We start from the raw sequence: 21,431 nt of genomic DNA, 5'->3' as shown, positions 1-21,431 counted from the left end.
AGCGCGGCGACTCGCCGGATCTCGCTCACCGCGACCCCCGGAGGGGCCCCGGCGGTCAGGGACGCCATCGTCCGCCTCGCCCCGGCGGCGGGTGCAGTAGGCTCGGCAGGATTCCCGGCCACCGGGCGGTGCACACCGGGAATCGACCGACCGTCGGGGCGGTCGAGCCGGAGGAACACAGTCGCGCGTGTAGGGGATGCTTGTGGTCTTGCGTCATGTGGTGGTACTCGTGCCGCGTCGCGGTGCGTGATGTCCCACCCCGACCCCTACACCGACGAGCCGCGCGGCTGGGACCGGCCCGAGCGCCCGGTGGCCCTGCCCTGGCCCGAGCAGGAGCTTGAGGCGGGCCAGTGGAGCCGCCGTCCGGCCGCCGGGCCCGAGTTGTACGCCGAGCCCCGCAGCCGCCCGTACGCCGATCCGTACCCGGCAGACCCGTACCCCGCGGACCCGTACGACGAGCGCGGCCGGACGGTCCGCCCGGACGACCGGGACCGCTTCGACGACCGGGACCGGCGCGACCGTTTCGACGACCGGGACCGCTACGACGACGGCAACCAGCCCGACCGGTACGACGACCGGGGTCGCCCCGGCCGCTACGGCGACCGCCCGCCAGCGGGTGACGCTTCGCCACGTTATGCCGACCCCGGCGCCGGCCAGCGTTACGACGACCGGGACGCGCCGTCCCGCTTCGACGACCGTGACGTTCCGCCGCGCTTCGACGACGATGCCGGTTACCCGACCGCGCAGCTCGCGCCCATCGGCGCCGAGATCCTGCCGGACGACGATCCGGTGACCGAGCCGGAGCCGCCGAGCGGCCGGCGGCCGAAAGGCCGGCGACGGGCCAGCCTCGACCGGCCGGCGACCCAGCAGGTGGGCACCGGGCGGGCCGGCCGGAACCTGCCGGCGGCGATCGGGGTCGGGCTCGGCCTCGGCGCGCTGATCGTGGTTCCGCTGGTCTTCTACCCGCTGGCGTTCCTGCCGGTGATCGCCGCCGCCATCGCGGTCGGCATCTGGGAGATGGCCCGGGCGGTCCGCCGCAGCGGCGCCCACCCGCCGCTGGTGCCGCTGCTCGCCGGTGGCGTGCTGACCATCGGGCTGGCGTGGTTCGCCGGCCCGGACGCGCTCAGCCTGGGCCTGCTGGTCACCGTGCTGGGCACGATGGTCTGGCGGTTGGGCGACGGCCCGGCCGGCTTCCAGCGGGATCTCACCGCGGCCACCCTGATCGCGGTGTACGTGCCGTTCCTCGGCGGTTTCGCGGCGTTGCTGGCGGCGGCCCCCGACGACGGCCGGCTGCGCATCCTGGCCACGCTGATCGCGGTGGTCCTCTCCGACACCGGCGGGTACGCGGCCGGCGTCTCCTTCGGCCGCCACCCGATGGCCCCGTCGATCAGCCCCAAGAAGTCCTGGGAGGGTTTCGCCGGCTCGGTCACCGCGGCGGCGCTGGGCAGTGCCCTGCTGCTGTGGCTGATGTTCGAGGTGGCCCCCTGGTGGGGTGCCGTGTTCGGGGTGGCCGTCTCCTGTGCGGCGGTCCTCGGCGATCTCGCCGAATCGATGATCAAGCGGGACCTCGGGGTCAAGGACATGAGCAACCTGCTGCCCGGGCACGGTGGCCTGATGGACCGGCTGGACTCGATCCTGTTCGCGGTGCCGACCGCGTACCTGCTGTTGGCGATCTTCGTGCCGATGGTGGGGTGAGGCATGGATCACCGTGGCCCGAGCGTTCGCGACCGCCGGCCGGGAGCGGTTCCACACCTCCGGAGGGGTGCCCGGCGCCGGAGGCGTGACACACTGGACCAGCCATGACGAGCCTGCCGTTGATCCCCGCCATCTCGGAAGCCCCCGCCGCACGCCGGGCCTCCATGCCGCCGCAGCACCTCGCCGACCTGGATCTGGCCGGCCGCCAGGCGCTGGTCGCCGGGTTGGGTGAGCCCGCGTTCCGTGCCAAGCAGATCTCCAACCACTACTTCGGGCGGCTGGTTCGCGACCCGCAGGCGATGACCGATCTCCCGGCGGCGACGCGTGAGCGGCTGGCCGACCAGTTGCTGCCCACGCTGCTCAATCCGGTGCGCGAGCTGGCCTGTGACGACGGCGCGACCCGCAAGGCGCTCTGGAAGCTGCACGACGGCGCGCTGGTGGAGAGCGTGCTGATGGGCTACCCGGACCGCGTCACGGTCTGCATCTCCAGCCAGGCGGGCTGCGGTATGGCCTGCCCGTTCTGCGCCACCGGCCAGGCCGGGTTGACCCGCAACCTGTCCACGGCGGAGATCGTCGACCAGGCGGTCTACCTGGCCGGGGTGGCGGCCTCGGGCGCGGTCGCCGGCTCACCGCCGCGGCTGTCGCACGTCGTGTTCATGGGCATGGGCGAGCCGCTGGCCAACTACAACCGGGTCATCGCGGCGATCCGTCGGCTGGTCAGCCCCGCTCCGGAGGGCCTGGGCCTCTCCCAGCGGCACATCACCGTTTCCACGGTCGGCCTGGTTCCGGCCATCCGCCGACTGGCCAGCGAAGACCTCTCTGTGACCCTTGCGTTGTCGCTGCACGCGCCCGATGATGATCTGCGCGACGAACTCGTGCCGGTAAACCAGCGCTGGAAGGTAGCCGAGGTGCTGGACGCAGCGTGGGACTACGCCGCCCGGACGGGCCGTCGCGTGTCCATCGAATACGCAATGATCAAGGACGTGAACGACCAGCCGTGGCGAGCTGACCTGCTCGGGCGGCTGTTGGCCGGCAAGTTGGCGCATGTGAACCTCATCCCGCTCAATCCGACGCCGGGCAGCCGCTGGGACGCGAGCCCGAAGCCGGTCGAGCGGGAGTTCGTCCGGCGCTTGCGTGACGCGGGAGTCTCCACCACCGTACGGGACACCCGGGGTCGCGAGATCGACGGCGCGTGTGGCCAGCTCGCCGCCGCCGAGGACACCGACACCTTCACCGACCGCGCCGGAGAGGCACCGGCGTGACCGGGCGTGGCGAACGAGACCAGGAGACATAGTGGCGAGTCAGGGTCAGCGTTTCCGGCGCAAGGCGCTCCGCCGGGGATACAAGGTCGACGAGGTGGATGCCTTCCTCGACCGGGTCGAGGCGACGCTCGACGGCCGGCAGGTGGGTGCGCCGGTGGCCTCCCAGGAGGTCCACGACGTCGTCTTCCGGGTCCGGTTCAACGGCTACGACGAGTGGCAGGTCGACCTGCACCTGGACCGGGTCGAGCGACAGCTGGCCGAGCTGGAGGAGCGCACGAGCGCCGGGCGCGGCGGCGACCCTCGGATGGGTGACCGGTTGGGCCCTCCGGATCGGATGGGCCCGCCGCTGCGCGACGACCGTGGGGGCATGGTTCCGCAGCCGATGCCGCCCCGGCCGATGCCCGCGCAGGCCGGTCCGCCGGCCGACCGCTACGGCCGGTACGACGAGCCCACCGGCGCCTTCGCCGGCGGGTACGACGCCCCCCGCGGCGGCTACGACGCGCAGCGCGGCCCCGGCGGCCCCGGCCCGATGGGGCCTGGTGGTCCGATGGGTGGCCACGGCGTCCCGCCGCGCGGTCTGCCCGCCGGTCCGGGGGCCTACGGTCCGCCGGACGAGCAGCGCATGCCCGGCGGCTACGGTCCGCCCGACGACCAGCGTGGGCCCGGTGGCTACGGCCCGCCCGACGACCAGCGTGGGCCCGGTGGCGGCTATCCGCCGGAGGAGCCCCGCTTCGACGGCTTCGAGGCCGGTCGGCACGGTCGCGCCGACATGACCGCCGAGATCCGGATGCCCGAACGGGAGCTGCGCGACATGCGCCGTGGCCCGGCCGGCCCGCCCCCGATGCCGCAGCAGGGCCTCGGTGGCCCGCCGATGGCGGGTCCGCCCGCCGTGGCCGGCCCGCCGATGGGTGGCCCGCCGATGGCCGGGCCGCCGATGGGTGGCCCGCCGATGGCCGGCCCGCCCGGAAGCGACCTGTACCGGGTCGACCAGATCCGCCGCAGCTTCCAGGTGCGCCGTTTCGGCAGCGGGTACGACCCGGACCAGGTGGACCGGTTCTTCGAGACCCTGCTCGGCGGCATGCAGCGCCGCAACCCGATGCCGGTCGACCCGAAGGATCTTGACACGCTCCGGTTCGGCCTGGTGCCCGGCGGCTACTTCGAGGCCGAGGTCGACGCCGCGCTCAAGGACGTGCAGGACATCCTCTTCGGGCGCTGACCCCGACACGTACGCGAACGAGGGCCCGTCCCCCGGGTGGGGGCGGGCCCTCGTACGTCGACCGGGTTGTCCGGCGAGGTCAGGAACGCAGACCGTTGCGCCGCAGCACAGCGTCGCCGATCACGATGACCAGCAGCAGCGCGGCCAGGCCGACCAGCCAGATGTCCTCGACCCTGCCCTCGTGGTTGCCGCAGAACGCCATGACGACCAGCGCCAGCGCGGACAGCACGGCGCCGATGCGCCCCGACTTGCGGTGCCCGGGCTTGTGCTGGTCCGGCGACGTTACCGGCTCGCTTCCTGCCACTGTCGGTCCTTCCCTCGCGATCGGATCTTTGGTTAGTCTGGCACGCCTCCCGCACGGGGCGGCGCGGTGGGGGTTTCCCCGCCTTCTGGCCCTGCCCGCCCAGGCCGGACGGCACTACGGGCGTCGCGGGGTGGCGGTCAGACTCCCTCCGGTAGCGTTTGGCGTACACCTGATTGTCTGTTTGAGGGGGACTGTGCGGTGCGAGTGACCGGAACCGGGCACGCCAGCATGCGGATCGACACGGCCGCGGGCAGCATCCTGTGCGACCCGTGGGTCAACCCGGCCTACTTCGCCTCGTGGTTTCCCTTCCCGGACAATTCCCTGCTCGACTGGGAGACGCTGGGCCAGGTCGACTACCTGTACGTCTCCCACCTGCACCGGGACCACTTCGACGCGAAGCACCTGCGGGACTTCGTCTCGAAGGACGCCACCGTCCTGCTCCCCGAGTTCCCCACCTCGGAGATGGAGGACGAGTTCCGGGCGCTGGGCTTCACGAAGTTCCTCAAGGCGCCCAACGAGCAGGTCGTGGAGCTGGACGGCGGCCTGAAGATCATGATCCAGGCGCTGACCAGCCCCACCGACGGCCCGATCGGCGACTCCTCGCTCTGGGTCGAGTACGACGGTGTGCGGCTGCTCAACCAGAACGACGCCCGCCCCACCGACCTGAGCGTCTTCGCCGAGCTGGGGCACGTGCACGCGCACCTGCTCCAGTTCTCCGGGGCGATCTGGTACCCGATGGTCTACGAGCTGCCGCAGGCGGCGAAGACCGCGTTCGGCAAGCAGAAGCGCGACCGGCAGTTCGACCGGACGTGGCGCTACATCGACGACCTGAAGGCCGACCACGTCTTCCCGATCGCCGGCCCGCCGTGCTTCCTCGACGACGCGCTGTGGCAGTTCAACGACATCCACGGCGACGAGGGCAACATCTTCCCGGACCAGTCGGTCTTCCTGAGCGAGTACGCGAAGGTCGGCGGCACCAACGGCATCGTGCTGCTGCCGGGCAGCGTCGCCGAGGTCACCACCGAGGGCGCGAGCACCACCCACCCGGTGCCGGTGGAGGAGTTCTTCGCGAACAAGGTCGCCCACCTGGAGGAGATGCGCGAGCGCAAGCGCCCGATCATCGAGGCGGAGAAGGCGTCCTGGCGGCACCCCGAGGTGGACGTGCTCGGCGAGATGAAGCGCCGCATCGAGCCGCTGCTCGACGAATCGATCTACCTGGCCAAGGGGGTCGGCGGCCCGGTCCGCTTCGACCTGGTGGGCACCGACGACTCGGGCGGGGAGACCATTGAATCCATCGTGGTGGACTTCCCGGGCAAGGAGGTCCGGCCGTACGCGGACGAGAAGGTCCGCTACCGCTTCCGGACCGACCGGTCGCTGATCGAGCACCTGCTCTTCATCGACGAGGTGGACTGGGTCAACTCGCTCTTCCTGTCCTGCCGGTTCTCGGCGGCCCGGATCGGCCAGTACAACGAGTTCGTCTACGCGTTCTTCAAGTGCCTCTCCGAGGAGCGCCTCCAGTACGCCGAGGGTTGGTACGACGAGCACGAGCGCAGCACCGACGCCGAGGACATCACGCTGGGCGACTGGGTGGTGCAGCGGCGCTGCCCGCACCTGAAGGCGGACCTGACCCGGTTCGGCATCGTCGAGGGTGACCAGCTGACCTGCCAGCTGCACGGGTGGCGCTTCGACCTGCCCAGCGGCCGCTGCCTGACCAGCGTCGGCCACAAGGTCCGCGCCCACCGCGTCGACGCGGAGACCCCGGCCCCGGCGGGCGAAGCCCTGAGCTGACCCCCGTCCCCGCGATCTTGCACTTCCGGCGGCAGCAAAGTTCGGCAATCGCCCCGGAACGGCGACCGGAAGCGCAAGATCGCGGGGAGGGGTGCGCGAGCGACGCACCACCGGGAGCGGGGCAGGCGTGGCGGGGGCGGACGCGCAGGAGGAGGAGTACCGGTACGAACGCGGCCGGGAGAAGGCCCGGGACGCCGCCCGGGTGGAGACGTTCAGCGACGGCGTCTTCGCGGTCGTCCTGACGGTGATGGCCGTCGAGCTGCTCCAGACCGGCCCCGCCAGGGACAGTGGACGAGAGGTTCCGGACGCCCTGGCCCACGCCTGGCCGTCCTACCTGGCGTATGTGATCACCTTCGCGCTCGCCGGGCAGGTCTGGCTCGCCCACCACAACCTGTGGCGGTACGTGGTCCGGGTCGATCAGATGCTGCTGGTCTTCAACCTCGGCGTCCTGCTCTTCATCGCCACCCTCCCGTTCACCGCCGACCTGCTGTCGGACAACCTGCGGGGTGGGGCGACCGAGCAGCGACTGACCGCCGCCCTGTACCTCGGCACCGTGCTCGGTGAGGCGATCTTCGTCAACCTGAGCTGGTGGTGGGCCCGCAGGCGCGGGCTGCTGAACCCCGACCTGGATCCCCGGCTGGCCCGGGCGATCGCACGTCGGGTGCTGCTCAAGCCCCTGCTCTACCTCGTCGCCTTCGCCGTCGTCTTCATCGACCCCATCCTGAGCCTCTGCGCGTACCTCCTGCTGGTCGGCTACTACCTGATCGGCGGCCCGGGTGACCTCCGGCCGTCCGCCGGACCGAGCGGGGACCGGTCAGCGCCCTAGGTCGGCGAGGATGCGTCGGGCGGCGTTGTGGCCGGCGGCGCCGATGACGCTGCCCGCCGGGTGGCAGCCGGCGCTGCCCGCGTACACGCCGTCGATGCCGGTGGCGTACGGCATGCGGTCGGTGAACGAGACGGTGTTGTCGACGTGGTGGATGTGACCGCCGGTGATGCCGAAGTGCTTCTCGATGCCCGGCGGGGGCAGCGGCACCGCGTCGGCGATCAGGTCGGCGGTGCCCGGCGCGTACCGCTCGACGATCTCGACGAGCCGGTCGACGTAGCCGGGCAGCTCCGCGTCCCAGCTGGTGCCGGCCAGCTCGTAGGGGACCGACTGGACGAACAGCGCCGACGAGTGGTGCCCGGCGGCGTCGGAGAGCGACGGGTCGACTGTGGTGTGCAGGTACCACTCGATGGTCGGCTCCGCCGGCAGCCGCCCGGCCTGCACGTCCGCCCACATGTCCCGCAGCGCGGTCATCGGCGAGGTGGCGTCGCCGCCGACCAGCGACGCGGACCCGGGCAGCAGGTGGATGGTCGAGCCGAACGGGCTCGGCGTACCCGCCGGCAGGCAGGAGAACTGCGGCAGGCCGGTGAGCGCCAGGTTGAGCTTGAGGGTGGTGCCGGGGCGGCGGACCGCCGCCATCCGTTCGCCGAGTCGCGCCGGGAGCGCGCCGTCGGGCACCAGGTCCATCAGCCGGTACGGGTCACACGCGCCGAGCACCACCCTCGCGGCGACCTCTCGACCGTCGGCCAGCACGACTCCGCTGGCCGCGCCGCCGTCGAGGGTCACCGCGCGCACCGGCGTACCGGTCGCGATGGTGGCTCCGGCGGCGCGCGCGGCGTCGGCGAACGTGCGGGAGACGGTGCCCATCCCGCCCTCGGCGATCATCCAGGTGCCGCCCGAGCCGGGCAGCCGGCACATGTTGTGCACGAGGAAGTTGTGGCCGGTCCCGGGGTCGTCCGGGCCGGCGTTGAGGCCGGAGAGCCCGTCGGTGACCGCGTACATGCTGACCAGCAGTTCGGAGCGGAACTCGAACCGGGCCAGGTAGTCCGCGACCGAGCCCCGGACGAGGTCGACGAAGACCTGCCGCAGCGCCGGGCGGACGTGCCGCTCGGCGGTCTCCTCGGCGGTCAGCGGCTCGGCCAGCCAGGCCGGGGCGAGGTCCTCGCGCAGCGCGGCCAGCTCGGCCTGCATGGCGTCGTCGGCGGCCACGTCGGCGGGGGAGAAGAACTCCGCGAGCTGTGCCCGGGTGGCGGCGGTGTCGCTGCCGAAGAGCAGGTACGGCGAGCCGAGGCCGCCGGGCGTGGGCAGGAAGTAGTGCGGGTCGCGGCGCAGCACCGGGATCCGCACGTCGAGGGTGGCGAGCAGCTCCGGCGGCATGAGCCCGAGCAGGTACGACCCGGTGGAGTGGCGCAGCCCCGGCACCTTCGGGAACGGGTTCTCGGTGCGGGTGGCGCCGCCGATCACGTCGGCCGCCTCCAGCACCAGGACGTCCAGGCCGGCGCGGGCCAGCAGGATGGCGGAGACCAGACCGTTGTGCCCGGCACCGACGATCACGACGTCGGTCCGGCCGGGAAGTTCACTGCTCATGCCGCCGCAGCCTAGCCCCACCACCCCGCCGGGTCAGCCCACCCCGCGTTGCGAAGGGGTGCGTTGGGCGCGCCAGCGGGAGAGGGCCAGCGTGGCGGAATAGCCGGCCAGGACGATCACGTGGAACAGGTACAGCCACAGGAGCACGGCCACGCCGGCGCCGATCTCGTCGAAGCCGCCGAACGGCGCTCCCAGATCCAGCGGCAGGGACGCGAAGAGCACGAAGCCGTGCAGGAACCCGGAGAGGTTCGCCGCGGTGAACGACCCGACAACGAGGGTGGAGAGCCAGTCCGGCGATGCTGGCCCCACCACCCGGAACACCCACACCAGCACCGGTGTGAGCACCAGCCACACCGCCAGGAACGACAGCACCACGCCCAGAGCGCCGACCCAGCCGCCCTGGGTGACCAGGTGGGTGGTGAGCGGGAGCGCCAGCAGGATCGACAGCAGCAGCGCGGGCGCCGGTGCGAGCAACGGCAGCAGCAGCAGCCGACCTCGCCAACCGACCAGGTGCTCGTCGCTGCGCGGAGCCGCCACCGACACGAACGCCCGGCGCAGCCCCTCGCCGTACAGCGACGCGGGCAGCAGCGACGCAAGGGCCAGCACCGGGGTCAACTCCACCCCGGCGTCGACCAGCGCGGCCACCGCCCGGGGCGCGCCGATCGCCGTCGGCAGGGCCTCCACGGCGTACGACGTGAGCCGGCGTACCCGATCGGCTCCCGCGATCAGCGAGGTGAGCCAGAGGGCCAGCAGCGCCACCGGGACCACGGCGATCGCCCCGTAGAAGGTGATCGCGGCGGCGTGCAGCGACAGGTCCCGCCCGCGCACCGGACGGAACGCGGCACTGGTGATCCGCTTCGCGCGCTGCCATCCGTTGCCCACCGGGTTGTCCTTCCCTGTCCTCGGTGCGGTCACTCCTTAAGATCGCCGGTCATGACTGTTCTCACCACCGAACGTCTCATCCTGCGCGATTGGACCGACGATCCGGCCGATCTGGCCCGCATCTACGACATCTACTCCCGCAGCGAGATCACCCGCTGGCTGGGCATGGCACCCGGGCTGCCGCTGACCGATCCGGCGCAGGCCGCCGAGCGGTTGCGACTCTGGCGGGACCGGCACGCGGCCGACCGCGGCCGGTACGGCACGTGGGCGATCGAGGTGCGCGACAGCGGGCTGGTGGCGGGCACGGTGCTGCTCAAGCCGCTCCCGGGGCGGGACGAGACGCGCCGTACGTCAGACATCGAGGTGGGTTGGCACCTGCACCCGGATTCCTGGGGTCACGGCTACGCCACCGAGGCGGCGCGTGCCGTCGTGGCGCGGGAGTTCGCCGCCGGCACCCCGGAGATCTACGCGGTGGTGTCGCCGGGCAACGAGCCGTCGATGGCGGTCTGCCGGCGACTCGGCATGGCGCACGTGGGGCAGCGCACCGACTGGTACGGCGGAGAGCTGTTGGAGACCTTCGTCCTGGCGGCACCAGATACCTGACCGGGCAGGCAAGCCCATCAATAGTCACAGTGGTCGAAGTGTTGACGCTCCCGTAGCACGTCAGTAACCTTTGGCCAAAGTAACGCAAGATTTCGACAAAGACGTGCACGATTCCGAGCACGTATCCGGAAGATTCAACGGGCCTCTCTGGGGTCCGTTGCTGGTCGTGCCCCGCGCCGTCCGTACCACCCCCGTCTCTCTCGACGCCGGCCCGCTCTTGCGGGCCGGCGCTGCACCGCCGCACCCCCACCCCCGTGGTCACGCCGCCGCGGCAACCGTCCCCCACGACAAGGACAGTGATGAGACGAACGAATCTGTTCAGGATGGTGGCGGCCATGGCCGCGGCCACGCTGATGGCCACGGCGGGGGCGACCGCGACCGCGAGCCCGGCCGGCGCCGCCCGCCCCGCCGCCCCGGCCAGCAGCGCCTTCGCCCCGGCCGCCACCAACCTCGCCCAGGGTCGTCCCACCCAGGAGAGCGGCCACGCCGACGTCTACGACTCGTCGAAGGTCGTCGACGGCAACGTGGGCAGCTACTGGGAGAGCCTCAACAACTCGTTTCCCCAGTGGGTGCAGGTCGATCTCGGCTCGTCGCAGTCGGTCAACCAGGTCGTGCTGAAGCTGCCGACCTCCGGTTGGGCGACCCGTACGCAGACGTTGAGCGTGCAGGGCAGCGCCACCGGTTCGTCGTTCACCGACCTGGTCGGGTCGCAGACGTACACCTTCAACCCGGCGAGCGGCAGCACCGTCACGATCAACTTCAGCTCGGCCTCCACCCGCTATGTGCGGATCACCGTCACCGCCAACAGCGGCTGGCCGGCTGGGCAGCTCTCCGAGCTGGAGGTGTACGGCAGCGGCACGACCACCCCGGACACCACCGCGCCGAGCGTCCCGGGCAACCTCTCGTACACCCAGTCGGGCACCACCATCACCCTCAACTGGGTCGCGTCCACCGACAACGCGGGCGGCAGCGGCATCGCCGGCTACGACATCTACCGCAACGGCGCGTTCCTCCAGTCCGTCGGCAACGTGACCACCTTCACCGACACCCAGCCGGCCACGGCGACGGTGTCGTACTACGTCCGGGCGCGCGACGCCGCCGGCAACCTCTCCGGCAACAGCAACACGGTCACCCGTACCGGCAGTGGTGACACCACCGCGCCGAGCGTGCCGGGGACGCTGTCGCAGAGCACGTCGGGCAGCACGATCACGCTCACCTGGGGCGCGTCGACCGATTCCGGTGGCAGCGGCCTGGCCGGCTACAACGTCTACCGGGGCGGCAACCTGATCGCGACGCTGGGCACCGTCCTCACCTATCAGGACACCCAGCCCGCGACGGCGACCGTGTCGTACTACGTCCGTGCCCGCGACGGCGCCGGCAACCTCTCCGGCACCAGCAACACCGTGACCCGGACCGGCAGCAACCCGCCCGCCTGCACCAACGTGGCGCAGGGCAAGAGCATGACCGCGAGCGGCTCCACCTTCAGCTTCACCCCGGACAAGGCGAACGACGGGCAGCTCAGCACCTACTGGGAGGGCGCGGCGAGCTACCCGCAGAACCTGACCGTGGCGCTGGGCGCGAACCACTCGATCTCCGGCGTCACCGTCAAGCTCAACCCCGACCCGGCCTGGGGCACCCGTACCCAGACCATCCAGGTCCTCGGCCGCGACCAGGCGTCGTCGGCGTACACCAGTTTGGTGTCGGCGGCGGCCTACCAGTTCGTCCAGGGCGCCAACGTGGTGACCATCCCGGTCACCGCGACCACGGCGGACGTGCAGTTGCGGTTCACCGGCAACACCGGCGCCCCGTCCGGCCAGGTGGCCGAGCTGGAGGTGTGCGGCACCCCGGCGCCCAACCCGGACCTGGTCGTCAGCTCGGTGACCTGGTCACCCACGTCGCCCACCGAGGCCAGCGCGGTCACCCTCTCGGCCGTCGTGCAGAACATCGGGTCGGCCGCCGCCGGCGCGACCACTGTCAACTTCAGCCTGGCCGGCGCGGTCGTCGGCAGCGCCACGGTGGGCGCGCTCGCCGCGGGCGGCTCGACCACCGTGTCGTTCAACGCCGGTACGCGGCCGATGGGCAGCTACGCCGTCTCGGCGGTGGTCGACCCGACGAACACGATCGTCGAGCAGAACAACGGCAACAACAGCCTCACGGCGGCGTCGCCGCTGGTGGTCGCGCAGGCACCGGGGCCCGACCTCCAGGTGCTCAGCATCGCCTCGAACCCGCCGAACCCGGCCGTCGGAGCGTCCGTCACCTTCACCGTGGCGGTCCGCAACCGGGGCACCACCGCGACCGGCGCGACCACCGTCACCCGGCTGGTGGTGGGGAGCACCACGCTCAACACCAGCACCGCCTCGATCGCGGCTGGCGCGACGGTCACCGTGGCCGTCACCGGCAGCTGGACCGCCACCAGCGGCGGTGCCACCATCACCGCCACCGCTGATGCGACAAACGTGGTGACCGAGACCAACGAGAGCAACAACGCGTTCAGCCAGTCGATAGTGGTCGGTCGCGGGGCCGCCGTTCCGTACGTCTCCTACGAGGCCGAGGCCGGCCGTTACCAGGGCACGCTGCTGGAGACCGACCCGCTGCGCACCTTCGGGCACACCAACTTCGCCAGCGAGTCCTCCGGCCGCAAGTCGGTACGGCTCACCAGCACCGGCCAGTTCGTCGAGTTCACCTCGGCCAACCAGGCCAACTCCATCGTGGTGCGCAACTCGATCCCGGACGCGCCCGGTGGAGGGGGCATCGAGGCGACCATCAGCCTCTACGTCAACGACGTGTTCTCCCGGAAGCTGACGTTGTCGTCGAAGCACAGCTGGCTCTACGGCAACACCGACGGGCCGGAGGCGCTGACCAACACCCCGCAGGCCGACGCCCGACGGCTCTTCGACGAGTCGAACGCCCTGCTGGCGCAGTCGTACCCGGCCGGCACTCGGTTCAAGTTGCAACGCGACTCGGGTGACACCGCCTCCTTCTACGTCATCGACATGATCGACCTGGAGCAGGTCGCCCCGCCGGCCAGCCAGCCCGCCGGCTGCACCTCGATCACCGCGTACGGCGCGGTTCCGAACGACGGGCTCGACGACACCGCCGCCATCCAGCGGGCCGTGACCGACGACCAGAACGGTGTCATCGGCTGCGTCTGGATCCCCGCCGGGCAGTGGCGGCAGGAGCAGAAGATCCTGACCGACGACCCGCAGAACCGGGGCATGTACAACCAGGTCGGCATCAGCAACGTCACGATCCGGGGCGCCGGCATGTGGCACTCGCAGCTCTACACGCTGACCGAACCGCAGAACGTGGTGGGCGGCATCAACCACCCGCACGAGGGCAACTTCGGCTTCGACATCGACAAGAACACCCAGATCTCCGACATCGCCATCTTCGGCTCGGGCCGGATCCGTGGCGGTGACGGCAACGCCGAGGGCGGCGTCGGTCTGAACGGTCGCTTCGGCACCGGCACCAAAATCAGCAACGTCTGGATCGAGCACGCCAACGTGGGTGTCTGGGTGGGCCGCGACTACGACAACATCCCTGAGCTGTGGGGCCCGGCCGACGGGCTGGAGTTCACCGGCATGCGGATCCGCGACACGTACGCCGACGGCATCAACTTCAGCAACGGCACGCGCAACTCGCGGGTGTTCAACTCGTCCTTCCGCACCACCGGCGACGACGCGCTCGCCGTCTGGGCCAACCCGTACGTCAAGGACCGCAGCGTCGACATCGCCCACGACAACCACTTCGTCAACAACACCGTCCAGCTGCCCTGGCGGGCCAACGGCATCGCCATCTACGGCGGCTACGACAACTCGATCGAGAACAACCTGATCTACGACACCGCGAACTACCCGGGCATCATGCTGGCGACCGACCACGACCCGCTGCCCTTCTCCGGAACGACGCTGATCGCCAACAACGGGCTCTACCGCACCGGCGGCGCGTTCTGGAACGAGGACCAGGAGTTCGGCGCCATCACGCTCTTCCCGGCAACCCGGGACATCGTCGGGGTCACCATCCGCGACACCGACGTCATCGACTCGACGTACGACGGCATCCAGTTCAAGAACGGCGGCGGCAACATGCCGAACGTCGCCATCACCAACGTACGGATCGACAAATCCAACAACGGCGCCGGCATCCTCGCGATGGGCGGGGCGCGCGGCAACGCCAACCTGACCAACGTGACCATCACCAACTCGGCCGACGGCAACATCGTCGTCGAGCCGGGCTCACAGTTCGTCATCAACGGGGGCTAGTCCCGGTCGGGGGCCGCTGCGCCGGTCCCCGACCGTTCCACCCATCGCCTGATCAACACGCTTTCACCGAAATCGGGGTGTCCGCGGCCCGCGGACACCCCGACTTCCGTGAACCCGAGTCGATCAGCGCGGCCTGGTCAGGCGGTCGGCACCGGCGCCAGGGCCGCGGCGAGGGCCTCGGCGTTCTTCTTGTCCACCCGGGGGAACGTCAGCGTGACGCCGTCCCCGCCGGCGCCGAAGGCGAGGCGCAGCAGGCTCACGATGCCCATCTTCGCCTCGGCGAGTGCGACCTGCTCCCGAGGCACCTCGCCGAGCACACCGGTGCCGGGCCCGCCGAGGAAGGTCTGCGGCAGAAAGATCAGCCGCCGGTCGGTGAGGACGACGAACTGCTTCTTGGTCCGTGACAGCGCGTGGCCCACCGCCCCGGCGCCCGCGGTGATCAGTCCCTGCGAGACGACCGTCCCGAGTCGGCCGGCCGAGAAACTGCCGACCATCGCCCGGGTCGCGCTGACCGGCTGTTCCCCGGGTTGCAGGATCGACGCCACCCGCTCGAACGCGCGCGCCTGAAGCTTCTGGTTCATGTGGTCCCCTCCGTGTTTGACCGTGATCGCCGCTGATGCTCGCGGAGCAGGACACCCCCGGGCCATCCGTCGATCAGACGCATGATCATGACGGTCGGCCAGGGTCGGCGTCGGGTCACCCGCGGTTTCGGGCCGGCCCGCAGGGGCCGTCGTGGGCGTCGGGACGCCGGCACCGGCCTGCGCCGCCGAGCCGGGCGTCACAGAACACTCGGGTACGCAGGAACTGCGCGTCCTCCTCGCTGAGCGTCGTCTCCCCGAAGTCGACGACGGCGAGGTGACCGAGCGAGTCGCACAGTGCCACGGCCAGGGCGGTGGCGTCGTCGAGACTGGTCAGGGTGGTCGGTAGGTGGACGATCCACCGTGGCGCGGTCACCGCGTCCACCGGCAGGGCCACAGCGGCCGGGCCGCACGACGCTGCCGGTCCGGACAGGGCCAGCGCAGCCCGCAGGTGCAGTACCGACCCCACCGTGCCCAGTTGCGCCGATGCCTCGGTGTCATTGGCACCAACCCGACCTGCTTGCCCATCACGTCCACCTTCCTCGTGCCTGTTCACACTCTGGTGTGGACGCGACTACCGTCGGAAGGTGGCGAGCGCCCTCAGCGCCGGGTGTGCCGATCCGCCGAGACGCGGTGATGGCTGGTGGTGACTGGTGGGCGAGATGTGGTGGAGGTGTGATGGACAGCGGCCCGGTGTCGACGCTGGAGTTTCTCGGGGCGGAGCTGCGACGGGCTCGCCGGGAGCGTGGGCTGAGCCAGGAGGAGCTGGCGCAGCGCATCAGCTACTCGTCGTCGCTGGTGGGGATGGTGGAGATCGGTCACCGCACCCCCTCGCAGGACTTCATCGCCCGGGTCGACGGGATATTGGAGGCCGGTGGGCTGTTCGAGCGACTGCTCACCCTGGTCCGGGCCGACGCCGCCCCGCCGTGGTTGCGTGAGTGGATCACCGTCGAACGGGATGCGACCATGATCCGCTGGTTCGAGCCGTCGTTGATCCCCGGCCTCCTGCAGACCGAGGCGTACGCCCGGGCGGTGCTGCGCGGCGGGAGGATGCTGCGGGAGCCGGAGGTCGAGCAACGGGTGGGCTCACGGTTGGACCGGCAGTCGGTGCTGAGCCGGGAGCACCCGCCGGAGTTCGTGGCCGTCGTCGACGAGGCGGTGCTGCGGCGGGGGATCGGCGCACCGGCCGTGATGGTGGCGCAGTTCGAGCACCTGCTCCAGATCACCGAGCAGCCGCACGTGGACCTCTACGTCGTGCCGGCCGGGGCGGGCATGCATGCCGGGTTGGCGGGTCCGTTCATCCTGGCCCGGACACCGGACAGCGGTGAGGTCGCGCACCTCGACACCGCGGTGCGCGCGCACGTGACCGATCGCCCGGAGGACGTTGATAACCTTCAGCGCAGGTGGGAGAGCCTGCGGGGCGAGGCGTTGCCCCGGCGGGCCTCACGGGATCTCGTGCGGGAGCTGGCGAAGTCATGGACCTGACCGGTGCGGTGTGGCGCACGTCCACCCGCAGCGACAACGGGGGCTCCACCTGTGTGGAGGTGGCCACCAATCTGTCGCACCTGGTCGGCGTACGCGACAGCACGGACCGGCACGGGCCGGTGCTGACCTTCACCCCCTCGGCCTGGGCCGCCTTCATCGAGTTCACGGTGGTCAGCCAACCCTCGCGATGACCGCGCCCTGTCAGCCGCAGATCTTGGACAGTTTCCGTTCGGACCTAACGGAAACTGTCCAAGATCTATTCGTGCCGTGCGGGATGCTGCGGATCGAGCGGCGGCGGACTCGGTGTGCGATGACGTGCTGCGGGGGCTGCGGTGGCTAGGCTGACCTGAGCATGATGGTCCGCTGAGGGGGTGAGCCCGGATGGCCGAGGCAGCGTTCGCGCCGGAGCCGGCGCCGCAGCACACCGAGCCGTCGTTCGACGTGCTGCGGTGGCATGACGAGCCGTGGACCGCGCAGCTCGCCCTCGACCTGTTGCCGGAGACCAACGGCCCCAAGGTTGAGGTCCTGAGCGGAAGCGTGATCGTGACACCACACGCGGGAATCGACCACCAGTCGGTCGAGAGGGAACTGCCCTACGTGCTGCACCGTGCTGCGCGAAAGGCCGGCTTCTGGGTCTATCCGGAGATCAACGTCCTCTCCGGGGATGATCTCTTCATTCCAGACATCGTTGTGCTGCCCAGCTCCGGGGGTGGCCGCACGACGGTTCCCATCGTCGAGGCGGTACTACTCGGGGAGATCGTTTCGCCGGGCAACCGACGCAAGGACGTGATCGACCGGCCCCGGGAGTACGCGGCTGCCGGAGTTCCGTTCTTCCTCCGGGTGGACCTGCGCAATCGGGTACCGACACTGGCTCTGTTCGAGCTGGTCAACGGGGAGTACCGGCCGGTGGCCGCCGCAGCAGCGGGCAGCACCTTCGCGATGCGCGAGCCCTTCGAGTTCTCCATCGATCCGGCCGAACTGCTGGACGAGGAGGCGGTCCCAGAAGAGTCCGGCACCGCTTGATCGACACGGTTTCGGCGATGTCGGGGTATCCGAGAGCTGCGGATAGCCCGACATCGGCGATCTGGAGTTGATCATGCCGCGAGCGCCGCGCGGCGGCGGCTGAGGCTCCCAGCGGGCGTGCAGCGGCGGTGGGGGAGAATGGCCTCGTGACTTCCCCCCGCGACCTTGTTCTGCTCGGGTCCACCGGTTCGATCGGCACGCAGGCCATCGACATCGTCCGGCGCAACCCGGACCGGTTCCGGGTGGTGGCGCTCGGCGCCGGCGGTGGCAACGTCGAGTTGCTCGCCGCGCAGGCCCTCGAACTGGGCGTCGAGGCGGTCGGGGTGGCCAAGGCATCCGCGGCGCAGGACCTGCAACTCGCGTTCTACGCGGAGGCGAGCCGCCGGGGCTGGGCCACCGGCGACTTCAAACTTCCCAAGATTGTCGCCGGGCCGGACGCCATGACCGAGTTGGCGCAGTGGCCGTGCGACGTCGTGCTCAACGGCGTGGTCGGCTCGCTGGGCCTCGCTCCTACGCTGGCCGCTCTGCGCGGTGGTCGTACTCTCGCGTTGGCCAACAAGGAGTCGCTCGTGGCCGGCGGCCCGCTGGTCAAGGCCGCGGTGACGCGGCCGGGGCAGATCGTGCCTGTCGACTCGGAGCACTCGGCGCTGGCCCAGTGCCTGCGGTCCGGGTCGCGCGGCGAGGTGCGGCGGCTGATCGTCACGGCCAGCGGTGGCCCGTTCCGGGGTCGGCGGCGCGACGAGTTGACGCAGGTCACACCCGAGCAGGCGCTCGCGCACCCGACCTGGAACATGGGGCCGGTCGTCACGATCAACTCGGCCACCATGGTCAACAAGGCCCTTGAGGTGATCGAGGCGCACGAGTTGTTCGACGTGCCGTACGCCGACATCACCGTGATGGTGCACCCGCAGTCGGTGATCCACTCGATGGTCGAGTTCACCGACGGGTCGACGATCGCCCAGGCCAGCCCACCGGACATGCGGCTGCCGATCGCGCTGGGCATCGGCTGGCCGCACCGGGTGCCCGAGGCCGCCGCCGCCGTCGACTGGACGGCCGCGCACACCTGGGAGTTCGCGCCGCTCGACGACGAGGCGTTCCCGGCCGTGGCCCTGGCCAAGGCCGCCGGGGAGGCCGGGCGCTGCCGCCCGGCGATCTACAACGCGGCCAACGAGGAGTGCGTGGCGGCGTTCGTGGCGGGCCGACTGCCGTTCCTCGGCATCGTCGACACCCTCGAACGCGTGTTGGAGGACGCTCCGGACTTCGCCGAACCAGGTACCGTCGAGGACGTGCTCGCGGCCGAGTCGTGGGCGCGCGCGCACGCGCAGGAGATCATCGCGGGTTCGGTGGAAGGAGCTTGATGTCGTACCTGCTCGGGGTGGTCCTCTTCGCCCTGGCCATCCTCATCTCGGTGAGTCTGCACGAGGCGGGGCACCTGCTCACCGCCAAGATGTTCGGGATGAAGGTCACCAAGTACTTCGTCGGCTTCGGTCCCACCATCTGGTCGTTCCGACGGGGCGAGACCGAGTACGGCCTCAAGGGCATTCCCCTCGGCGGTTTCTGCAAGATCGTCGGGATGACGCCGCAGGACGACGACGTCGAGCCGGGCGACGAGTCGCGGGTGATGTGGCGCTACCCGGTGTGGAAGCGCACCATCGTGATGGCCGCCGGGTCGATCACGCACTTCGCGCTCGCGCTGATCACCATCTGGATCCTCGCCGTCTCCGCCGGCCTGCCCAACCCGGACTTCCCCACCACGGACGCGCAGGCCCGCAAGGAGCCGGCGGTCATCCAGCTCAGCCCCTGCGTGGTGCCGGAGAACACGCTGCGGGAGTGCACCCCCGCTGACGCGGCCAGCCCGGCCGCTCAGGCCCAACTGCGCGACGGCGACCGGATCACCTCGATCAACGGCACCCCGATCAGCAACTACGGCGACCTGCTGACCACGCTGCGCAGTCTCAAGCCGGGCGACACCACGCGGATCGAGTACGTCCGCGACGGGCAGGCGGGCAGCACCAGCACGGTGCTCGCGCAGACCCAGCGTCCGCCCCTGGACGACCCGAAGGGCGCCGCCGCGCCGGTGGCCGCGCTCGGCGTCGGCCTCGTGCCCAGCACCCCCACCCGCGTGACGTACGGGCCGGTCGGCGCCTTCGGGGCCACCGCCGACTTCACCGGCCAACTCGCCGTCGGCACCGCGCAGGCGTTGCAGCGCATCCCGCAGAAGGTCCCCGCCCTGTGGACCGCCCTCACCGGTGGCGAGCGGGACGTGGACACCCCGATCAGCGTGGTCGGCGCCAGCCGGCTCGGCGGGGAGGCCGTGCAGAACAACGCCTGGCTGGTCTTCTTCATGCTCTTCGTGTCGCTGAACTTCTTCATCGGGGTGTTCAACCTGCTGCCGCTTCTCCCGGTGGACGGCGGCCACATCGCCATCGCCTGGTTCGAACGGGCCCGCTCCTGGGTCTACGCGCGGATCGGCCGGGCCGACCCGGGCCGGGTCGACTACCTCAAACTGATGCCCTTCACGTACGCGGTGATCCTGATCGGTGGCGCGTTCACGCTGCTCACCATCGCCGCGGACGTGGTCAACCCCATCACGCTCTTCTCAAGGTGAGTGCCTGAAGTGACCGCTATCAGTCTCGGTATGCCCGCCGTGCCGCCCCCGCCGCTCGCTCCCCGCCGGGCCAGCCGCCAGATCATGGTCGGTTCGGTGCCCGTCGGCGGCGGTGCGCCGGTGTCCGTGCAGTCGATGACCACGACCCTCACCTCCGACGTCAACGCGACCCTGCAGCAGATCGCCGAGCTGACCGCGTCCGGCTGCCAGATCGTCCGGGTGGCGGTGCCGTCCCAGGACGACGTCGAGGCGCTGCCCGCGATCGCCAAGAAGTCGCAGATCCCGGTGATCGCCGACATCCACTTCCAGCCCAAGTACGTCTTCGCCGCGATCGACGCGGGCTGCGCGGCGGTCCGGGTCAACCCGGGCAACATCCGCCAGTTCGACGACAAGGTCAAGGAGATCGCTCGTGCCGCGGGGGATGCGGGGGTGCCGATCCGGATCGGCGTCAACGCGGGCTCGCTGGACAAGCGCCTGCTGACCAAGTACGGCAAGGCCACCGCCGAGGCGCTCGTCGAGTCGGCGCTGTGGGAGTGCTCGCTGTTCGAGGAGCACGGCTTCCGCGACATCAAGATCTCGGTCAAGCACAACGACCCGGTCGTGATGATCCGCGCGTACCGGCAGCTCGCCGAGCAGTGCGACTACCCGCTGCACCTCGGCGTCACCGAGGCCGGGCCGGCCTTCCAGGGCACCATCAAGTCGGCGGTGGCGTTCGGTGCGCTGCTCGCCGAGGGGATCGGCGACACGATCCGGGTGTCGCTGTCCGCCCCGCCGGTCGAGGAGATCAAGGTCGGCAACCAGATCCTGGAGTCGCTGGGCCTGCGCGAGCGCGGTCTGGAGATCGTCTCCTGCCCGTCCTGCGGGCGGGCCCAGGTGGATGTCTACAAGCTCGCCGAGGAGGTCACCGCCGGCCTGGAGGGGCTGCCGGTGCCGCTGCGGGTCGCCGTGATGGGCTGCGTCGTGAACGGCCCGGGCGAGGCCCGCGAGGCCGACCTCGGCGTCGCCTCCGGCAACGGCAAGGGCCAGATCTTCGTCAAGGGCCAGGTCGTCAAGACGGTGCCCGAGGCGCAGATCGTGGAGACGCTGATCGAGGAGGCGCTGCGCATCGCCGACGAGATGGGCGCCGAGCTTCCCGAGGAGCTGCGCGGGCTGGTCACCGGCCCGACCGTCACCGTGCACTGATCTCTGCTGCCTGCCGAAGAGCGGCCGCCTCCCCGAGGGGAGGCGGCCGCTCTTCGGCATCCGTGGCGGTCGGGGGTCAGAACGGTTACGCGGTGGAGCCCGACAAGTTTTAGCACGGCGGCGAGTGCGCCAT

The 21,431-nt window shown here is 70.9% G+C and carries 18 protein-coding genes; 13 read left to right on the top strand and 5 right to left on the bottom strand.

The window, feature by feature from the left end; genetic code table 11:
* The first annotated feature begins 249 nt into the window (after positions 1 to 249).
* The 3 genes from ABZU46_RS11240 (at position 250) to ABZU46_RS11230 (ending at position 4,173) form a co-directional block, all read left to right on the top strand.
* Complete coding sequence (locus ABZU46_RS11240) at positions 250 to 1,695, top strand: phosphatidate cytidylyltransferase (RefSeq protein ID WP_354856359.1); 1,446 nt, start codon at positions 250 to 252, stop codon at positions 1,693 to 1,695.
* Positions 1,696 to 1,799: 104 nt separating this feature from the next.
* Positions 1,800 to 2,957 (top strand): 23S rRNA (adenine(2503)-C(2))-methyltransferase RlmN, encoded by a 1,158-nt coding sequence (rlmN, locus tag ABZU46_RS11235; protein ID WP_354856357.1) that lies wholly within the window; start codon positions 1,800 to 1,802, stop codon positions 2,955 to 2,957.
* Between the two features lie 31 nt (positions 2,958 to 2,988).
* Positions 2,989 to 4,173, top strand: a complete 1,185-nt coding sequence (locus ABZU46_RS11230) for a DivIVA domain-containing protein (protein WP_354856356.1) — start codon at positions 2,989 to 2,991, stop codon at positions 4,171 to 4,173.
* A gap of 79 nt (positions 4,174 to 4,252) precedes the next feature.
* Here ABZU46_RS11230 and ABZU46_RS11225 read toward each other — a convergent pair whose 3' ends face one another.
* Positions 4,253 to 4,477: a DUF2631 domain-containing protein gene (locus ABZU46_RS11225; RefSeq protein WP_007456591.1), complete on the bottom strand. Its 225-nt coding sequence runs from the start codon at positions 4,475 to 4,477 to the stop codon at positions 4,253 to 4,255.
* 198 nt (positions 4,478 to 4,675) lie between these two features.
* On the opposite strand from ABZU46_RS11225, the gene ABZU46_RS11220 reads away from it, so the two are divergent.
* Both ABZU46_RS11220 and ABZU46_RS11215 read left to right on the top strand, forming a co-directional pair.
* Positions 4,676 to 6,265: a Rieske 2Fe-2S domain-containing protein gene (locus ABZU46_RS11220; RefSeq protein ID WP_354856354.1), complete on the top strand. Its 1,590-nt coding sequence runs from the start codon at positions 4,676 to 4,678 to the stop codon at positions 6,263 to 6,265.
* A gap of 127 nt (positions 6,266 to 6,392) precedes the next feature.
* Positions 6,393 to 7,091: a TMEM175 family protein gene (locus tag ABZU46_RS11215; RefSeq protein WP_354856352.1), complete on the top strand. Its 699-nt coding sequence runs from the start codon at positions 6,393 to 6,395 to the stop codon at positions 7,089 to 7,091.
* Here ABZU46_RS11215 and ABZU46_RS11210 read toward each other — a convergent pair.
* Together ABZU46_RS11210 and ABZU46_RS11205 are read right to left on the bottom strand one after the other, a co-directional pair.
* Positions 7,080 to 8,675, bottom strand: coding sequence for an NAD(P)/FAD-dependent oxidoreductase (locus tag ABZU46_RS11210; protein WP_354856351.1), 1,596 nt, complete (start codon positions 8,673 to 8,675; stop codon positions 7,080 to 7,082). The genes ABZU46_RS11215 and ABZU46_RS11210 overlap by 12 nt on opposite strands.
* 33 nt (positions 8,676 to 8,708) lie before the next feature.
* The gene (locus ABZU46_RS11205) at positions 8,709 to 9,557 is read right to left on the bottom strand and encodes a YhjD/YihY/BrkB family envelope integrity protein (RefSeq protein WP_354856349.1); all 849 of its coding nucleotides are present in this window, start codon (positions 9,555 to 9,557) and stop codon (positions 8,709 to 8,711) included.
* Positions 9,558 to 9,608: 51 nt separating this feature from the next.
* Between ABZU46_RS11205 and ABZU46_RS11200 the strand changes: the two genes are divergently transcribed.
* Together ABZU46_RS11200 and ABZU46_RS11195 are read left to right on the top strand one after the other, a co-directional pair.
* Positions 9,609 to 10,160: a GNAT family N-acetyltransferase gene (locus ABZU46_RS11200; protein WP_354856347.1), complete on the top strand. Its 552-nt coding sequence runs from the start codon at positions 9,609 to 9,611 to the stop codon at positions 10,158 to 10,160.
* A 299-nt stretch (positions 10,161 to 10,459) separates the two neighbouring features.
* On the top strand, positions 10,460 to 14,422 hold the full coding sequence (locus tag ABZU46_RS11195) for a CARDB domain-containing protein (protein ID WP_354856346.1): 3,963 nt from the start codon (positions 10,460 to 10,462) through the stop codon (positions 14,420 to 14,422).
* Between the two features lie 137 nt (positions 14,423 to 14,559).
* Here ABZU46_RS11195 and ABZU46_RS11190 read toward each other — a convergent pair whose 3' ends face one another.
* Both ABZU46_RS11190 and ABZU46_RS11185 read right to left on the bottom strand, forming a co-directional pair.
* Positions 14,560 to 15,003, bottom strand: a complete 444-nt coding sequence (locus tag ABZU46_RS11190; RefSeq protein WP_354856345.1) for a hypothetical protein — start codon at positions 15,001 to 15,003, stop codon at positions 14,560 to 14,562.
* Positions 15,004 to 15,118: 115 nt separating this feature from the next.
* Positions 15,119 to 15,469, bottom strand: a complete 351-nt coding sequence (locus ABZU46_RS11185; RefSeq protein ID WP_354856344.1) for a hypothetical protein — start codon at positions 15,467 to 15,469, stop codon at positions 15,119 to 15,121.
* A 209-nt stretch (positions 15,470 to 15,678) separates the two neighbouring features.
* Between ABZU46_RS11185 and ABZU46_RS11180 the strand changes: the two genes are divergently transcribed.
* The 6 genes from ABZU46_RS11180 (at position 15,679) to ispG (ending at position 21,298) form a co-directional block, all read left to right on the top strand.
* On the top strand, positions 15,679 to 16,485 hold the full coding sequence (locus ABZU46_RS11180) for a helix-turn-helix transcriptional regulator (protein WP_354856343.1): 807 nt from the start codon (positions 15,679 to 15,681) through the stop codon (positions 16,483 to 16,485).
* Complete coding sequence (locus ABZU46_RS11175) at positions 16,476 to 16,676, top strand: DUF397 domain-containing protein (protein ID WP_354856341.1); 201 nt, start codon at positions 16,476 to 16,478, stop codon at positions 16,674 to 16,676. The genes ABZU46_RS11180 and ABZU46_RS11175 overlap by 10 nt, the downstream gene beginning before the upstream one ends.
* Before the next feature lie 190 nt (positions 16,677 to 16,866).
* Positions 16,867 to 17,508 (top strand): Uma2 family endonuclease, encoded by a 642-nt coding sequence (locus ABZU46_RS11170; RefSeq protein WP_354856339.1) that lies wholly within the window; start codon positions 16,867 to 16,869, stop codon positions 17,506 to 17,508.
* A gap of 146 nt (positions 17,509 to 17,654) precedes the next feature.
* Positions 17,655 to 18,866, top strand: a complete 1,212-nt coding sequence (dxr, locus tag ABZU46_RS11165; RefSeq protein WP_354856338.1) for a 1-deoxy-D-xylulose-5-phosphate reductoisomerase — start codon at positions 17,655 to 17,657, stop codon at positions 18,864 to 18,866.
* Positions 18,866 to 20,116: a site-2 protease family protein gene (locus ABZU46_RS11160; protein WP_354856336.1), complete on the top strand. Its 1,251-nt coding sequence runs from the start codon at positions 18,866 to 18,868 to the stop codon at positions 20,114 to 20,116. The genes dxr and ABZU46_RS11160 overlap by 1 nt, the downstream gene beginning before the upstream one ends.
* A gap of 9 nt (positions 20,117 to 20,125) precedes the next feature.
* Positions 20,126 to 21,298, top strand: a complete 1,173-nt coding sequence (gene ispG, locus ABZU46_RS11155) for a flavodoxin-dependent (E)-4-hydroxy-3-methylbut-2-enyl-diphosphate synthase (RefSeq protein ID WP_354856334.1) — start codon at positions 20,126 to 20,128, stop codon at positions 21,296 to 21,298.
* Positions 21,299 to 21,431: the final 133 nt, after the last annotated feature.

It is taken from the genome of Micromonospora sp. NPDC005197, from assembly GCF_040608295.1.
GTDB lineage: Bacteria > Actinomycetota > Actinomycetes > Mycobacteriales > Micromonosporaceae > Micromonospora.
The sequence above is the reverse complement of the archived record's forward strand: the minus strand, read 5'-3'. Positions and strand labels throughout refer to the sequence as shown.

Coding starts and splice junctions, on each gene's coding strand:
- ABZU46_RS11240 (WP_354856359.1), top strand. CDS start 250: ATGTCCCACCCCGACCCCTACACCGACGAGCCGCGCGGCTGGGACCGG.
- rlmN (WP_354856357.1), top strand. CDS start 1,800: ATGACGAGCCTGCCGTTGATCCCCGCCATCTCGGAAGCCCCCGCCGCA.
- ABZU46_RS11210 (WP_354856351.1), bottom strand. CDS start 8,675: ATGAGCAGTGAACTTCCCGGCCGGACCGACGTCGTGATCGTCGGTGCC.
- ABZU46_RS11200 (WP_354856347.1), top strand. CDS start 9,609: ATGACTGTTCTCACCACCGAACGTCTCATCCTGCGCGATTGGACCGAC.
- ABZU46_RS11195 (WP_354856346.1), top strand. CDS start 10,460: ATGAGACGAACGAATCTGTTCAGGATGGTGGCGGCCATGGCCGCGGCC.
- ABZU46_RS11190 (WP_354856345.1), bottom strand. CDS start 15,003: ATGAACCAGAAGCTTCAGGCGCGCGCGTTCGAGCGGGTGGCGTCGATC.
- ABZU46_RS11180 (WP_354856343.1), top strand. CDS start 15,679: ATGGACAGCGGCCCGGTGTCGACGCTGGAGTTTCTCGGGGCGGAGCTG.
- ABZU46_RS11175 (WP_354856341.1), top strand. CDS start 16,476: ATGGACCTGACCGGTGCGGTGTGGCGCACGTCCACCCGCAGCGACAAC.
- ABZU46_RS11170 (WP_354856339.1), top strand. CDS start 16,867: ATGGCCGAGGCAGCGTTCGCGCCGGAGCCGGCGCCGCAGCACACCGAG.
- ABZU46_RS11160 (WP_354856336.1), top strand. CDS start 18,866: ATGTCGTACCTGCTCGGGGTGGTCCTCTTCGCCCTGGCCATCCTCATC.